Below are 14,957 nucleotides of genomic sequence, written 5' to 3'. Positions count from 1 at the left end.
TAACGTCCGGCCCGCGAAAGGAAACCGTGACGAATCCCACCCCCACCGCGCCAGGCAGCGCCGACCAGCCCCTCGACAAACCCGCCCTCGCCAACGACCTCCGACTCGCCTGCCAGCGCATCGCGCGCCGGGTCCGGTTCGAGTCCACCAGCGAACTGGCGCCGCACCTCTTCTCCGTGCTGGCCCGGGTGAACCGCGTCGGCCCCCAGACCCCCACCCAGCTCGCCGAACACGACCGCGTCAGCACGCCGTCGATGACGCGCACGCTCAACGCGCTGTGCGAGCGGGGCCTCGTCGAGAAGCAGCCCCATCCGCACGACGGCCGCCAGGTGTTGATCCAGTCCACCCGGGCCGGCGACGACGTGGTGCAGCAGACCATCGCGCACCGCGACATGTGGATGCTCGCGCACATCGACTCCCTGGACGACGACAAGCTGGCCCTGCTGAGAAAGGCCGCCGACCTCCTGCTGGAGGTGTCGCATGCCTGAGACCCGCTGGAAGATGTTCGCGTCCTTCGCGGTGCGCAACTACCGCTTCTTCTTCCTCGGCGCCCTGGTGAGCAACCTCGGCACGTGGATCCAGCGCATCGGCCAGGACTGGCTGGTGCTCACGGAGCTGACCGAGAACTCGAGCACCGCGCTCGGCATCGTGACGGCGTTGCAGTTCCTGGCCATCCCGGTGCTGGCCCCCTATGCGGGCGCCGTCGTGGACCGGTTCGACAAGCGCCGGGTGCTCGTCGTCAGCCAGTTGGCGCTGGCCGCCTCCGCGCTTGCGCTGTGGGCCCTGGTGGCCACCGGGACGGTGCAGCTGTGGCACGTCTACGTCTTCGCACTGTTCACGGGCGCGGTCACGGCGTTCGACAACCCGGCGCGCCAGTCCTTCGTCTCGGAGATGGTGCCCACGCGGCTCCTCCCGAACGCCGTGGGGCTCAATTCCACGTCGTTCAACGGGGCGCGCCTCGTCGGCCCGGGCCTGGCCGGCGTGCTGGTGGCCGCCGTCGGCGTTGGCCCCACGCTGCTGATCAACGGGCTGAGTTTCTTCGCGTTCATCGGCGCCCTGTGGTTGATGCGGGCAGACGAGCTGCACCCCGCGCCGCACGTCGAGGCGAGGGGCGCCGCACGGGACGGCCTGCGCTACCTGGCCGGGCGCCCCGACATCATCGTGGTGATGGTGATCGTGTTCATGCTGGGCACCTTCGGGATGAACTTCCAGATCTTCAACGCCACGATGGCCACCGAGGTCTTCCACTCCGGCGCCCGCGAGTTCGGCCTGCTGGGCACGATCATGGCCATCGGCACCCTGGGCGGCGCCCTCGTCGCGACGAGGCGCACCACCCCGACGCTGCGCACGGTGATGCTGGCGTTGACCGGGTTCGCGTTGAGCACGTTCGCGCTGACGTTCGCGCCGACCTACCTCGTCTACGCGCTGCTGCTGATCCCGTCGGGCTTCTTCGCGCTGACCGTGATGACGACGGCGAACGCGGCCGTGCAGCTGGCCACGGCCCCGGAGTTCCGGGGTCGGGTGATGTCGGTCTACATGGCGATCTTCGCCGGCGGCACGCCGCTGGGTGCGCCGCTGATCGGCTGGCTGGGTGAGGTGCTCGGCCCGCGCGCCTCGGTGCTGACGGCTTCCGTGGCTACCGGGCTGGCAGCCATCGGCGTGCTGGCCTGGTTCATGGTGCACGACGGGCTGCGCCTCCACATCGAGCGCGGCCACCCCATCCGCATCCGCACCTCCCTGCCCGGCCGTCGCCCGGCCTACGGGGGTGCCCGCTGAGGCCCTCCGTGAGCAATCGGATGCGGTGACGGGTATCGTCGGTCCATGGCCATCAGCGCGCTTGACCTGTTCAAGATCGGGGTGGGGCCGTCGTCGTCCCACACCATGGGCCCCATGCGCGCGGGCGCCCTCTTCCGGGCCCAGGTCGTGGCCGGCCCGCACGCCGACGACGTGGCCCGGGTTCGCGTCGACCTCTACGGTTCCCTCGCGGCGACCGGGCTGGGCCACGGGACCGACCGCGCCGTCGTCGCCGGGCTGCTCGGGTTCGAACCACAGCGGGTGGACCCAGACGAGATGAAGGCCGCCGTCGACGACGTGGTACGCGGCGGCGGGCTGGAATTCGGCGGGCGCACGCTTGCCTTCGAGTGGTCCACCGACCTGCTGTTCAACCGCGAATCCAAGCCCTGGCACCCCAACGCACTGACGATCACGGCACTCGACGGCGACGGCGGCACGCTGCTGTCGACCACCTACTACTCCATCGGGGGCGGGTTCGTCGTCGACGAGGCCCAGGCCGCCGCGGGGGAGACGGGCGTGGCGGACGTCGAGGTCGAGTTCCCGTTCACCACCTCCGAGGAACTGCTCGCACTGTGCTCGCGGCACGACCTGACGGTGGCCCGGTTGGTGGCCCGCAACGAGTTGGCCTGGCGGCCGGCGGAGGACACCCGAGCCGCGCTGCTCGAGATCTGGGGCGCCATGCAGGCGTGCATCGGGCGCGGGGTGCGGCAGGAGGGCCACCTCCCCGGCGGACTCATGGTCCGACGGCGGGCCCCGGAGCTGTACCGGCACCTGAAGTCACAGGAGACGCCCAACCTCATCACCCGCACGTTCTCCGCCATGGACTGGGTCAACCTCTACGCCCTGGCCGTCAACGAGGAGAACGCAGCGGGCGGGTGCGTCGTGACCGCACCGACGAACGGGGCCGCCGGCATCATCCCCGCCGTGTTGCAGTACTACATGCGCTTCCAGCAGGGCGCCGGGGACGACGACGTGGTGGACTTTCTGCTGGCCGCCACCGCCGTCGGGGTGCTGCTGAAGATGAACGCGTCCATCTCCGGGGCGGAGGTGGGCTGCCAGGGCGAGGTGGGCTCGGCCTGCGCGATGGCCGCCGCGGGACTGGCCCAGGTGATGGGCGGTTCGCCGGCGCAGGTGGAGAACGCCGCCGAGGTGGGCCTCGAGCACAACCTCGGGCTGACCTGCGACCCGATCGGCGGGCTGGTGCAGGTGCCGTGCATCGAGCGCAACGCGATGGCGTCGGTCAAGGCGATCAACGCGGCCCAGCTGGCGCTGAGCGGGGACGGCAGGCACCGCGTGACCCTGGACCAGGCCATCCGCACCATGCGCGACACCGGCCGCGACATGCTCAGCAAGTACAAGGAGACCTCGGAGGGCGGCCTCGCCGTCGCCTTCATCGAGTGCTGAGCGGCCCACTGCGACTGAGCGATTCGCGCACGCTGCGCACCTGATCGCTCAGCTCCGGATGAGCAGGTCTAGAGTGGTGGTGAACCAGAGGAGGAACCCCACCCATGCGCGTGCTCGTCACCGGCGGCGCCGGCTACATCGGCTCCCACACCACTCTCGCCCTTCTTCAGGCCGGTCACGACGTCCTGGTCGTCGACGACCTGTCCAACAGCTCCGAGGAGTCCCTGCGCCGCGTGGCAGAGCTCGCGGGGCGCGAGGCCCAGTTCGTCGAGGCCAACGTGCGCGACGAGGCCGCGCTCGACAAGGCCTTCGCCGACTTCCGCCCCGATTCGGTGATCCACTTCGCCGGCTGGAAGGCCGTGGGCGAATCCACCGAGATCCCGCTCACGTACTACCGCGAGAACATCGGCTCCACCATCACGCTGGTCGAGACGATGGCCAAGCACGGCTGCACCCGCATCGTCTTCTCGAGCTCCGCCACCGTCTACGGCGAGGAGTCCGAGCCCCCGTTCACCGAGGACGCCCCCACCGGCGCCACCAACCCGTACGGCCGCACCAAGCACATGCTGGAGCAGATCCTCGAGGACGCCGCAGCGGCCAACCCCGAGCTGTCGGTGGCGGTCCTGCGCTACTTCAACCCCATCGGCGCGCACGAGTCGGGCCGCATCGGCGAGGACCCGAAGGGCATCCCGAACAACCTGCTGCCGTTCGTCGCGCAGGTCGCCGCCGGCCGCCGCGACAAGCTGATGGTCTTCGGCGACGACTACGCCACCCCTGACGGCACCGGCCGCCGCGACTACATCCACGTCGTCGACCTCGCCGCCGGCCACCTCGCCGCGCTCGACTACCTCACGGACCACGCCGGCTACCACGTGTGGAACCTGGGCACAGGCCAGCCGTCGTCGGTGCTGGAGATCGTCCACGCGTTCGAGGCCGCGGCCGGCCAGGAGATCCCGTACCAGGTCGTGGCGCGCCGCCCCGGTGACGTCGCGGAGAGCTACGCGAACGTGGACAAGGCCCACGCCGAGCTCGGGTGGCGTGCCGCCAAGACGGTGGCCGACGCCTGCGCCGACACCTACCGCTGGCAGTCCCAGAACCCCAACGGCTTCGCCGACGCCTGAACCTCGCGGGGCTCTCGATGAGCCGACGCGAGGACGACGGCGGAGCGCGCAGTCGGACTTCGCAAGTGGCCGCAGCAAGGCCACTTGCTGCATCCTCGGTGCCATGATGCCCATGGCGCCATCGGCGAGCGCCCCGTCCGGGGCCGGACTTCCCTGAACCATCCCGGACGACCAGTTCAACGACGAATGAATGCCATGAAACGACTACTCGCCACCGCCGCCGCCTTCTCCCTGGCGTTCAGCGCCCTGCTCCCCGTCGACGCGGGAGCCGCTGACCGCAGCCTGTCCGGCGAAGGTCTGACCGCCGTCGTGCCCGAGGTGCAGGAGTTCACGCCGTCGGCCGGTGCGGCCTTCTTCGTCTCCCCCACCACGCGGATCATCGCCACCCACGGCTCCCTCGTCGACGAGGCGGAACTGCTGGTCGACGAGTTGGTCGCCCTCGACCTGGCGCACGGCCTGGGCCTGAACGTCGAGCCCACCGTCGTGACTCTGAGCAACGACGGCGCCGCTGCGGCCCCCGTTGACGTGCGGGCAGACCTCGCCGAGTTGGCTGCAGTCGCCGACGTGCAGGGGCTGACCACGACCCTGCTCGACGACGCCGGCGCGGTCGTGGAGGCCCCGGGCACCAACCTGGCGCTCGGCGCCACGGTGCGCGCCTCCGGCCAGGAAGTCCCGGATCGGTGGGGCCCCGCCCTGGCCGTGGACGGCGACGTGTCGACCCGCTACTCCTCCAACGAGTCCGACTCTGCCTGGATCGCCGTCCAACTGCCCGAGCCCACCGTCGTGGACCACGTGACCATCCGTTGGGAGCTGGCTGCCGCGCGGTACAAGCTGCAGACCTCCACCGACGGCGTGACCTGGACCGACGCCACGGCCGAGCTCCGGGCGACGGTCCAGAGCATCTCCCGCGAGACGCTCACCACCACCGAGCCCGTGAAGTTCGTGCGGATGCAGGCCATCGAGCGCACCCCCGCCGTCAACGGCCTGAAGTACGGCGTGTCGATGTTCGAGTTCGAGGTCTGGGACGGCCCCGAGCAGGGCATGGAGGTGCCCCAGGGCGCCATCGTCGACGGCGTGCTGACGTGGGACGGTTCCCTCCCCGCCGGCCACACCCTGGTGCTGGACTGGGAGTCGGTCATCCGCGGCACCGCCAAGGCCGGCACGCCGTTTGCGGTGGAGGCGACGGTGGACGCGCCGTTCTTCCCGGCAGTGGTGAGCGACACGGTCAATGGCCGGGTGACCCCGGACACGCCGACAAGCTCGCCGTCGCCGACCCCCACCAAGCCGACGACGCCTGCCACGCCGCCGACCAGCCCGGCCAAGCCGAAGTTCGAGCGCACCGCCCCCTACACGCTGCCCGGCGTGCACAAGGGCCTCAACGGCCGCGACTGGAACACCACCTGTGAGCCGTACTCGCAGACCGAACGCTGCCGCACCGACATCTGGGCCACCGTCGTGGTGATCGAGGGCGGCCAGTTCGTGCGCAAGAGCGGCTGGACGTTCAACAACCTCACCTACCTGCCGTACATGACGCGGGAGGCATGGGGCACCAACCCGTTGGGGTCCACCAACGAGTGGACGGCCACGACGGACGGCCGCAAGTGGCGCACCGAGTGCGACACCGCGCGCACCGGCCGCAACGGCTGCCGCTCCTACACCTACGTGACGGTCTACTCGGCCACCGCGAAGGCCACCGGGGGCTACGCGTTCAGCCAGCGCAACGAGTGGGTGTTCAACAACATCGTCATGTTCGGGGGCCCTGAGCTCCGCTGACGTCAGGCTGGCCGCCGCGGGTATCCGCGGCGGCCTTTGCCTGCCCGGTGCGCTCGTTCAGCTCGATCCACGTGCTGTCACAGCCTGGGCAGCGGTAGACGGGGGCGCCCTCGACCCGTTCGTCGGTCTTGATCGTGCCGCAGGCATCCTGGCAGGGCCAGGTGGTGAGGAATCGGGCGCTCATGGGGGTCAAGGCTACAACCATGCGGGACGCCCCGGCGCTTGGCCGGGTTCACTACGATCGGCGCATGGTGCAGGAGGTTCGGCGAGGGCGGGATCTCGCAGCCCTGCCCAAGGCCCACCTGCACCTCCACTTCACCGGGTCGCTCAGCGTCCCGGCCCTGAAGCGGCTGGCGGAGGCGCGGGAGATGGAACTGCCCGCGAAGCTGGTCGACGGCGTGGCGCTCGACGTGCCCTACGACAAGCGCGGCTGGAACCGCTTCCAGCGCCTCTACGACGTGGCCCGGGCAGCCGTCCGCGGTGAGGCCGCGCTGCGCGCCGTGGTCCGCAACGCCGCCGGCGAGGACGCGGCGGAAGGCTCACGACGGCTGGAGTTGCAGGTGGACCCGACGTCGTACGCGTCCTCGGTGGGAGGGCTGCAGGAGGCGCTGGAGATCGTCTGCGACGAGGCGAGGCTGGCGTCGGCGGAGTCTGGCGTGCAGGTCGGCATCGTCGTGGCCGCCTCCCGGATCCGGCACCCGCTCGACGCCAGGACGCTGGCCCGGATCGCGGCCAGGCACGCCGGCCAGGGAGCCGGCGAGGTGTGCGCGTTCGGGCTGAACAACAACGAGCGCGAGGGCCGCACCCACGAGTGGGAGGGCGCCTTCCGCATCGCGCGCCGGGCCGGGCTGCCGGGCGTGCCGCACGGAGGCGAGCTGCGGGGCGCAGACCACCTCGCCGAGGTCGTCGAGCACCTGCGGCCCACGCGCGTGGGCCACGGCGTCCGCGTCGTCGAGGACCCGGACCTGCTCAGGCGAATGGTGGACGAGGGGATCGCGTTCGAGGTGTGCCCCGCGTCGAACGTGCAGCTGGGCGTCTACCGGGAGCACCACGACGTGCCGTTGCGCGACCTCCTCGACGCCGGAGCCGCCGTGGCGCTGGGCGCCGACGACCCGCTGCTGTTCCTCTCACGGCTCACCGACCAGTACGTGACCGCCCGGGAGACCCACGAGCTGGATGACGCGGCCCTGGCCCGGCTGGCGAAGTCGTCGATCGACGCGAGCTTCGCGCCGGCCGACGACAAGCGGCGGTGGCGGGCCGAGGTCGACGACTGGCTCGCGACGCCCCCGAAGTGACGACAAGCGAAGAGCCCCGGCCGAAGCCGGGGCTCTCACGCGTGTGCGATCAGGCGATCACTGGGCGACGACCTCGAACGGGACGTGCGCGGTGACGGCCTGGTGCAGCTTGATGGCGGCGGTGTGGGTACCGACCGACTTCACCGGCTTCGGGAACGAAACGGTGCGCTTGTCGACGGTGGGGCCACCGGCCTTCTTGACGGCCAGGGCGAGATCCGCAGCGGTCACGGAACCGAACAGGTGACCGGCCTCGGAGGCGCGGGCAGCGACGGTGACCTTGAGGCCCTCGATCTGGCTGCGCAGTTCCTGGGCGTGCTCCACGCCACGCACCTCGCGGGCGTCGCGGGCGCGCTTGATGCCCTCGATCTGCTTCTCGGTGCCGCGGGTCCAGCGGATCGCCTTGCCCTGGGGCAGGAGGAAGTTGCGGCCGTAGCCGTCCTTCACCTCGACGACGTCGCCGGCGATGCCGAGCTTGTCAACGGTGCTGGTCAGAATGAGCTTCATCATGATGTCTTCAACCCTTCCGATCAGCGGGCGGTCGACGCGTACGGCAGCAGGGCAACCTCACGCGCGTTCTTCACGGCGAGGGCGACCTTGCGCTGGTCCTGGACCGAGAGGCCAGTGACGCGACGGGCGCGGATCTTGCCACGCTCAGAGATGAACTTCTTGAGCGTGTTGATGTCCTTGTAGTCGATGTTGGCGACGCGCGTCGTCTTCACCGGCATGATCTTCTTCTTGTTCACAGACTTGCGCTGTGGACCGGCCATTGTGGTGCTCTCCTTCTAGTACTGAAAGCCCGTCTTGCGACGGAATGTCCCACACGGGAAACCCCGTGGACCCCCTCAGGGGTCAGTCAACATGGATGCTTTTCTTCATGCGTCAGCTGAGGGTTCGACCCCTCACCTTCACGCGCTGGATCAGAACGGCGGTTCGTCCGGCTGCGACTGCGCCCACGGGTCATTCCCGCCGCGGTTGCCGCCGGTGTTGCCGGAGCTGGCCCACGGATCGCCCTGCGGGCCACCCTGACCACCGCCGGTGTTGCCACCGCCCTGGTTGCCCTGCCACTGGCCGCCACCGCCGCCGCCTCCACCGCCGGAGCGGTTGACGGTTGCCGTGGCGAAGCGGAGGGTGGGTCCGACCTCGTCGACATCGATCTCGAACACGGTGCGCTTGACGCCCTCACGGTCATCGTACGTGCGCGACTTCAGGCGGCCCTGAATGATGACCTGCATGCCCTTGCGCAGGGTCTCGGCCACATTCTCGGCGTACTGGCGCCACACCGAGCAGTTCAGGAACAGCGCTTCGCCGTCCCGCCACTCGTTGGACTGACGGTCGAACACCCGGGGGGTCGACGCGATCCGGAAGTTTGCCACCGCTGCGCCGTTGGGCGTGAAGCGGAGCTCGGGATCTGCGGTGAGGTTGCCGATCACCGTGATCTGGGTTTCGCCTGCCATGTTCTCTGATGCCTCCGATAACTTCGGACTTGTGACGACGCGGCTTGGGCCTCGTCGTCGAGGTCTGAGTGAAATCTATCCGCCCACCACTTTGGCCGGTGGCGGCGACATTTTTCGCTCAGTTTCTTCGCTGTGGAAAACTCAGTCCTCGCGACGCAGCACCTTGGTGCGCACGATCCGCTCGTCGATGGTCATGAGACGATCCATCTCGGCAACGGTCGCAGGCTCCGCAGTGACGTGCAGCACGGCGTAGATGGCCTCGGACTTCTTGTTGATGTCGTATGCGAGCCGACGACGTCCCCAGATGTCCTGGTTGTCGACGGTGCCACCACCCTGGGTGATGACCTCGAGATGCTTCTCGACCAGCGCGGGGACCTGACGCTCGTCGACATCAGAATCGATGAGCACCATAACCTCGTACTTGCGCATGCTTCAGCCCCACCTCCTTCGGACTGACGGCCGCGGGTCCATCCCGCGGCAGGAGGGCATGACTGACCTGGGGCCAGTCAATGGGACAGACTACCGGCTGCGGGCTCCCGCGCCCAAACCCGACGTCGGTCGAGCCGCGCCGGCGCCGAAGACCACCGTCGGATGAGCCACACCAGCGCCGAAGGACCCCACGCTGGTTGAGCCGCGCCAGCGACGAAGGCCCCACGCTGGTTGAGCCGCGCCAGCGACGAAGGACCGGACGCTGGTTGAGCCGCGCCAGCGACGAAGGACCGGACGCTGGTTGAGCCGCGCCAGCGACGAAGGAGCCAGCGCGGTCGAAACCCCCCAGACGGTCAGCCCTCCCCGACCCCGCCGTCGGGTGCGCCGCGCCAGCGACGAAGGACCGCCGTCGGTTGAGCCACACAAGCGGCGAACGACCCCCACGCTGGTTGAGCCGCGCCAGCGACGAAGGAGCCAGCGCGGTCGAAACCCCCCAGACGGTCAGCCCTCCCCGACCCCGCCGTCGGGTGCGCCGCGCCAGCGCCGAAGGACCGCCGTCGGTTGAGCCACACCAGCGGCGAACGACCCCCACGCTGGTTGAGCCGCGCCAGCGACGAAGGAGCCAGCGCGGTCGAAACCCCCCAGGCGGTCAGCCCTCGCTGACCCCGCCGTCGGGTGCGCGCAGCGTCTCGACGACACCACTGGCCTCGATCACCGCCCAGAACGCCTCGGCCCACTCCTCGTAGCCGAGGTCGTTGGGGTGGAACCAGTCCCCCGCGGTGTAGCGGTGGTAGCGCCAGAAGCCGGCCTCCCGGGTGCCGCGGTGCAGCGGCACGAGGTGATGGTGGTGCTGCTCGATGAGGATCGACGCCCGGCCCGCCATCTGCTGTGACTGGCGGCCGAGCACGGGCACCATGAACCACGGCACGTCGGCGATGAACGCGCCCGTGGGCAGCGCCTCGAGGATGACGTCCATGTTCGCCTCGAACGACGACGGCGTGTGGCCGGGGAACACGACGTCGTTGCCGCCGATGTCGAGCGTGACGAGGTCGGGCGTGAACGGCAGGTCCCTGAAGAGGGGCAGCTGGTCGCGGACCACGTCTGCGCTGGTGGCGCCGCTGACCGACAGGTTGGTGATGATGACCTCACGGCCGGTCGCCTCCGCGAGCTTGGCCCCGATCCTCGGCACGTAGCCCCTGCTGACGTGCGTCGCCCCGACGCCCTGGGCTGCGGAGTCACCCAGCGCGACGTAGCGCAGCGCGCCGGCCCCGCCGTCGACTCGTTCGCCCCAGTGGACGCCGTAGTCGGCGACGTGGCGCATGATGTCGCGGCGGCCCTTCAGGTAGGACGCGGTGCCAGCCGAGACGAGGGCGCCGGCGGCGAGGCCCGCGAGCAGCCCGAGCGCGCGCTTCATCGCCGGCCGCGGTAGGGGCCGGGGAGCACGGGGTTGCCGTCCTTGGCCCAGGCGCGCAGCCCGCCCCCGACGGATTCGGCGAGCAGGCCCTTGTCGCGGAGCATCGCGGCGATGAAGGAGGAGCGCAGGCCCGTGTCGCACATGACGACGACGGCGGCGTCGCGGTCTGCGAGGGGATCGTCGCCGTGGATGGCGTCGACCGGGTTGTCGTGGAGCGCGGCGGGCTCGACGGGCCGGGCGCCCGGCGCGTGGCCGGCCTCGTACTCGTGCTGCGAGCGCACGTCGATGAGGACGGCGCCCCTGCTCAGCGCGAGGAGCGTCTCATCGATGCTCAGCCCGTCGTCGGAGCGCTTCCCGAGGAAATCCAGCAAACCCATGCGTCCATTGTCGCTCACGCGTGGAGTGGTCAGACAATGCCGAACAGGCCGAGCCCGATGACGCCGACGACGAGGCTCAGGCCGAGGGAGAGGAGCACGTAGCCCAGCCAGGCGCGGCGGGCCCAGAGGGCGGTGAGGAACGGCAGGACGACGGCCGCTGCGATGGCGACCCAGGCGAAGACCTGCTGCCAGAGCGGCACGGTGTCGACGGAGAAGTCGACTCCGGCGCCGCCTGTGTCGGGGATGAGCAGTACGATCAGGCCGGCGACCGTGCCGGGCGCGACCAGCAGCAGCGACAGCAGCCCGAGCCCCAACGCGCCGGGCCAGGTGCTCCACCAGATGCGTCTGCTCACGCCGCCGAGCTTACGTGTTCGTCCGGCGGCTCCTTGGGCACCGCGCGCTGCCCGGGTCGAGGTTCGCCGGCACGGTCCGCCGCGGAGGCGGGTGTAGGCACGCCGGAGCCCGGCCCGTGGCCGGCTTCGGGCAGAGTGAAGTTGTGCAGCGATGCGGATGCACACCTTCACTCTGCCCAACCAGTGGTTCGACGGCGCCCCGGGCATTGTTGAGTTGTGCAGCGATGCTGGTGCACAACTTCACTCTGCTTGGGGGTGGTCCCGCGGTCGTCGCGCCGCAGACGGGGCTAGTCCTGCGGGATGCGGCCGTCGAGTACCCAGGCGAGGAACTCCTTGAGGTCCCCGGTCTCGCCGTCGCGGCCGCCGCGGCCGATCACCAGCGGCGCGAGCTGCGGTTCCAGCTTCACGCCCCGGAAGCGGGACATGAAGCCGCCCGGCACGGTGAGTGAGTAGTAGTTGCCCTCACTGTCGATGGCGATGGAGTGGTTGGTGCGCAGGTACCAGCCCACCTTGTCGGTCTTGACGGTGTGCCCGTCGAGCGTGACAGCCTTCAGCGGCCGGGGCTCGAGGCCCTTCTCCTTGGCGGCGGCCAGGAACTCGTCGATGAGCACCTGCGCGCGGGCCGCCTCGTTGCGTGCGTGGCTGGCGCCCAGTTCCGCACGGATCCGCGCTGCCCTCTGGCGCTCTGTGAGGTGCTCGTCCATGCGCCCAGCGTAGGCCCGTGTGACTATCTCTACCGCGGAAGGGGGGCCGGTGTGGATAATCCACATCGACCCCCTCCTTTCGGTAGCGATAAGTCGAGCTGCCGGGATCGGGCAGTTTCGGCTCGGTTCCCGCACCGGTGCCGTGCCTCGCCATGTCGCAGACTTGGCCCCGTCGTCGCAGACCTCGGCCGTCGTCGCAGACAGAGGACTGTCTGCGAGGCCACGGCAGGTCTGCGACGTCACGGCAGGTCTGCGACGTCACGGCAGGTCTGCGACGTCACGGCAGGTCTGCGACGTCACGGCAAGTCTGCGACGTCGCGGCCAGGCGGCGAGGCGGAAGTGGCGTGGGATCAGATGCTGAAGCCGCCGTCGACGAGGAGCTCCTGGCCGGTGATGTAGGCCGCCTCCTCCGACGCGAGGAACGCCACCGCGGCGGCGACCTCCTCGGGCTCGCCGAACCGACGGGCCGGGATCTTCCGTCGGATGGAGTCAGCAGCCTCGGGGTCGGCGTGCAGCCGCTTGAGCCGATCGGTGGCGGTGTAGCCGGGCGCCACCGTGTTGCACGTGACGCCGTCGGCGCCCACCTCCAGCGCCAGCGTCCGCAGGTGGTTGGTCACTGCGGCCCGCATCGCATTGCTCACCGGCAGCGTGAGCGAGGGCCGCCCCACGGTCAGCGACGTGATCGCGATGATCCGCCCCCAGCCGTGGGCCCTCATGCCCGGCAGCACCGCGTCGACCAGCCGCGCCGTCGACAGGAACGTCGTCTCGAACCCCGCCTGCCAGGCCTCCCCCGTCACCTCGGACGGCAGCCCCGGCGGTGGGCCGCCCGCGTTCGACACCAGGATGTCCACCTCGCCGGCGGCCTCGACGGCGGCGCGCACGCCGTCGACCGTGGCCACGTCCGCCACCACCCAGGCAGCCCCGATCTCCTCTGCCGCCGCGCGCAGGTCCTCCTCCATCCGGGCGGCGATGGTCACCTCCGCGCCCATCTGGCGCAGCAACTTCGCCGCGGCGAATCCGATGCCCTTGCTGGCGCCCGTGACCAGGGCACGCTTCCCGTCGAGTGACAACATGCCCCCACGCTAACCCACGAAATCCCGCGTGGGAGACTGAATCGAACGCTTACCAGGAGGTCCGATGCCGGAGTTTCGCTACGCAGACATGTTGCCCATCGGGGTCGACCAGACCCCGTACCGACTCCTCACGACGGAGGGTGTCGAGGTGGTCGAGGGGCCCGAGGGCCGGCAGTTCCTGAAGGTGTCGCCCGAGGCGCTGACGCTGCTGGCCGAGACCGCGATGCACGACATCGCGCACTACCTGCGCCCGGCCCACCTGCAGCAGCTGCGCACCATCATGGACGACCCCGAGGCCTCCGCCAACGACAAGTTCGTGGCGCTCGACCTCCTCAAGAACGCCAACATCGCCGCCGGCGGCGTGCTGCCCATGTGCCAGGACACCGGCACTGCCATCGTCATGGGCAAGCGCGGCCAGCAGGTGCTCACCGAGGGCACCGACGAGCGCCCCCTGTCGCTGGGCGTCTTCAACGCCTACACCAAGCTCAACCTCCGCTACTCGCAGAACGCGCCCCTGACCATGTGGGACGAGCGCAACACCGGCTCCAACCTGCCCGCCCAGATCGAGCTGTACGCCGACACCGCCGCCGGGCACGAGAACTCCTACAAGTTCCTCTTCATGGCCAAGGGGGGTGGCTCGGCGAACAAGAGCTACCTGTACCAGGAGACCAAGGCCATCCTGAACCCCGCCTCGATGATGACGTTCCTCGACGAGAAGCTGCGCTCGCTGGGCACCGCGGCCTGCCCGCCGTACCACCTGGCCATCGTCGTCGGCGGCACCTCCGCCGAGTTCGCGCTGAAGACGGCCAAGTACGCCTCCGCCAAGTACCTCGACACCCTTCCGACGACGGGCTCCATCGAGGCGCACGGCTTCCGCGACGTCGAACTCGAGCAGGAGGTGCTGGAGCTGACCCGCAGGATGGGCATCGGCGCCCAGTTCGGCGGCAAGTACTTCTGCCACGACGTGCGCGTCATCCGCCTGCCGCGCCATGGCGCCTCGCTGCCGGTGGCGATCGCGGTGTCCTGCTCCGCGGACCGCCAGTGCCTGGGCAAGATCACGCCCGAGGGCGTGTTCATCGAGCAGTTGGAGATGGAGCCGGCGCGCTTCATGCCCGACCACGTCGACGAGGACCTCGACGAGGCAACCGACGGCGTGGCCGGCACCGGCAAGGGCGCCGTCGTGCGCATCGACCTCAACCGCCCGATGCCCGAGGTGCTCGCCGAGCTGTCCAAGCATCCGGTCAAGACGCGCCTGTCGCTGACGGGCCCGCTGATCGTGGCCCGCGACATCGCGCACGCCAAGATCAAGGAGCGCCTCGACGCCGGCGAGGACATGCCGCAGTACCTCAAGGACCACCCCGTCTACTACGCCGGCCCCGCGAAGACGCCCGAGGGCATGGCGTCGGGCTCGTTCGGGCCCACGACGGCGGGCCGGATGGACTCCTACGTCGACCAGTTCCAGGCCGCCGGAGGCTCCATGGTGATGCTCGCGAAGGGCAACCGCTCGCAGGCCGTCACCGACGCGTGCGACACCCACGGCGGGTTCTACCTGGGCTCCATCGGCGGCCCCGCCGCCCGGCTGGCGCAGGACTGCATCAAGCACGTGGAGGTCGTCGAGTACGAGGAGCTCGGCATGGAGGCCATCTGGAAGATCGACGTGGAGGACTTCCCGGCGTTCATCGTGGTCGACGACAAGGGCAACGACTTCTTCGCCGAGGTCAACAAGCCGCTGGTGCTGACCATCCCGAAGCGCGAGGGCCTCTGAG

At 70.0% G+C, this 14,957-nt stretch carries 17 protein-coding genes; 7 read left to right on the top strand and 10 right to left on the bottom strand.

The window, feature by feature from the left end; all coding sequences use genetic code 11:
- The first annotated feature begins 26 nt into the window (after positions 1-26).
- The 5 genes from ABEA30_RS04710 to ABEA30_RS04690 all read left to right on the top strand — a co-directional run bounded on the left by ABEA30_RS04710 (position 27) and on the right by ABEA30_RS04690 (position 6,092).
- Positions 27-488: a MarR family winged helix-turn-helix transcriptional regulator gene (locus tag ABEA30_RS04710; RefSeq protein WP_345579729.1), complete on the top strand. Its 462-nt coding sequence runs from the start codon at positions 27-29 to the stop codon at positions 486-488.
- Complete coding sequence (locus ABEA30_RS04705) at positions 481-1,776, top strand: MFS transporter (RefSeq protein ID WP_345579726.1); 1,296 nt, start codon at positions 481-483, stop codon at positions 1,774-1,776. The genes ABEA30_RS04710 and ABEA30_RS04705 overlap by 8 nt, the downstream gene beginning before the upstream one ends.
- Before the next feature lie 45 nt (positions 1,777-1,821).
- On the top strand, positions 1,822-3,198 hold the full coding sequence (locus ABEA30_RS04700) for an L-serine ammonia-lyase (protein ID WP_345579723.1): 1,377 nt from the start codon (positions 1,822-1,824) through the stop codon (positions 3,196-3,198).
- 104 nt (positions 3,199-3,302) lie between these two features.
- Positions 3,303-4,319: a UDP-glucose 4-epimerase GalE gene (gene galE / locus ABEA30_RS04695; RefSeq protein ID WP_345579721.1), complete on the top strand. Its 1,017-nt coding sequence runs from the start codon at positions 3,303-3,305 to the stop codon at positions 4,317-4,319.
- A 195-nt stretch (positions 4,320-4,514) separates the two neighbouring features.
- A complete protein-coding gene (locus ABEA30_RS04690) occupies positions 4,515-6,092 on the top strand; it encodes a discoidin domain-containing protein (RefSeq protein ID WP_345579718.1) in 1,578 nt (525 codons plus the stop codon).
- On the opposite strand, the gene ABEA30_RS04685 is transcribed toward ABEA30_RS04690, so the two are convergent.
- Positions 6,064-6,276 carry a hypothetical protein gene (locus tag ABEA30_RS04685; RefSeq protein ID WP_345579715.1) on the bottom strand — a complete coding sequence of 71 codons (213 nt, stop codon included), beginning with the start codon at positions 6,274-6,276 and terminating at the stop codon, positions 6,064-6,066. The two genes, ABEA30_RS04690 and ABEA30_RS04685, sit on opposite strands and share 29 nt — an antisense overlap.
- A 64-nt stretch (positions 6,277-6,340) precedes the next feature.
- Between ABEA30_RS04685 and ABEA30_RS04680 the strand changes: the two genes are divergently transcribed.
- A complete protein-coding gene (locus ABEA30_RS04680) occupies positions 6,341-7,387 on the top strand; it encodes an adenosine deaminase (RefSeq protein WP_345579712.1) in 1,047 nt (348 codons plus the stop codon).
- A 57-nt stretch (positions 7,388-7,444) separates the two neighbouring features.
- Here ABEA30_RS04680 and rplI read toward each other — a convergent pair whose 3' ends face one another.
- The 9 genes from rplI to ABEA30_RS04635 form a co-directional block, all read right to left on the bottom strand.
- Positions 7,445-7,891 carry a 50S ribosomal protein L9 gene (gene rplI / locus ABEA30_RS04675; RefSeq protein ID WP_345579775.1) on the bottom strand — a complete coding sequence of 149 codons (447 nt, stop codon included), beginning with the start codon at positions 7,889-7,891 and terminating at the stop codon, positions 7,445-7,447.
- 23 nt (positions 7,892-7,914) lie between these two features.
- Positions 7,915-8,154: a 30S ribosomal protein S18 gene (gene rpsR / locus ABEA30_RS04670; protein ID WP_077349061.1), complete on the bottom strand. Its 240-nt coding sequence runs from the start codon at positions 8,152-8,154 to the stop codon at positions 7,915-7,917.
- A 150-nt stretch (positions 8,155-8,304) separates the two neighbouring features.
- On the bottom strand, positions 8,305-8,841 hold the full coding sequence (locus tag ABEA30_RS04665; RefSeq protein ID WP_345579705.1) for a single-stranded DNA-binding protein: 537 nt from the start codon (positions 8,839-8,841) through the stop codon (positions 8,305-8,307).
- A 141-nt stretch (positions 8,842-8,982) separates the two neighbouring features.
- On the bottom strand, positions 8,983-9,270 hold the full coding sequence (gene rpsF / locus ABEA30_RS04660) for a 30S ribosomal protein S6 (protein ID WP_345579704.1): 288 nt from the start codon (positions 9,268-9,270) through the stop codon (positions 8,983-8,985).
- A gap of 649 nt (positions 9,271-9,919) precedes the next feature.
- A complete protein-coding gene (locus ABEA30_RS04655) occupies positions 9,920-10,684 on the bottom strand; it encodes an SGNH/GDSL hydrolase family protein (RefSeq protein WP_345579702.1) in 765 nt (254 codons plus the stop codon).
- Positions 10,681-11,061, bottom strand: a complete 381-nt coding sequence (locus tag ABEA30_RS04650) for a rhodanese-like domain-containing protein (protein ID WP_345579701.1) — start codon at positions 11,059-11,061, stop codon at positions 10,681-10,683. The genes ABEA30_RS04655 and ABEA30_RS04650 overlap by 4 nt, the downstream gene beginning before the upstream one ends.
- Before the next feature lie 29 nt (positions 11,062-11,090).
- On the bottom strand, positions 11,091-11,414 hold the full coding sequence (locus ABEA30_RS04645; RefSeq protein ID WP_345579698.1) for a hypothetical protein: 324 nt from the start codon (positions 11,412-11,414) through the stop codon (positions 11,091-11,093).
- A gap of 287 nt (positions 11,415-11,701) precedes the next feature.
- A complete protein-coding gene (locus ABEA30_RS04640) occupies positions 11,702-12,118 on the bottom strand; it encodes a hypothetical protein (protein ID WP_345579695.1) in 417 nt (138 codons plus the stop codon).
- A 350-nt stretch (positions 12,119-12,468) separates the two neighbouring features.
- Positions 12,469-13,191, bottom strand: a complete 723-nt coding sequence (locus ABEA30_RS04635; protein WP_345579692.1) for an SDR family oxidoreductase — start codon at positions 13,189-13,191, stop codon at positions 12,469-12,471.
- 64 nt (positions 13,192-13,255) lie between these two features.
- Between ABEA30_RS04635 and ABEA30_RS04630 the strand changes: the two genes are divergently transcribed.
- Complete coding sequence (locus ABEA30_RS04630; protein ID WP_345579689.1) at positions 13,256-14,956, top strand: fumarate hydratase; 1,701 nt, start codon at positions 13,256-13,258, stop codon at positions 14,954-14,956.
- Position 14,957: the final 1 nt, after the last annotated feature.

This window comes from Tessaracoccus lubricantis (genome assembly GCF_039544535.1).
Lineage (GTDB): Bacteria > Actinomycetota > Actinomycetes > Propionibacteriales > Propionibacteriaceae > Arachnia > Arachnia lubricantis.
The sequence above is the reverse complement of the archived record's forward strand: the minus strand, read 5'-3'. Positions and strand labels throughout refer to the sequence as shown.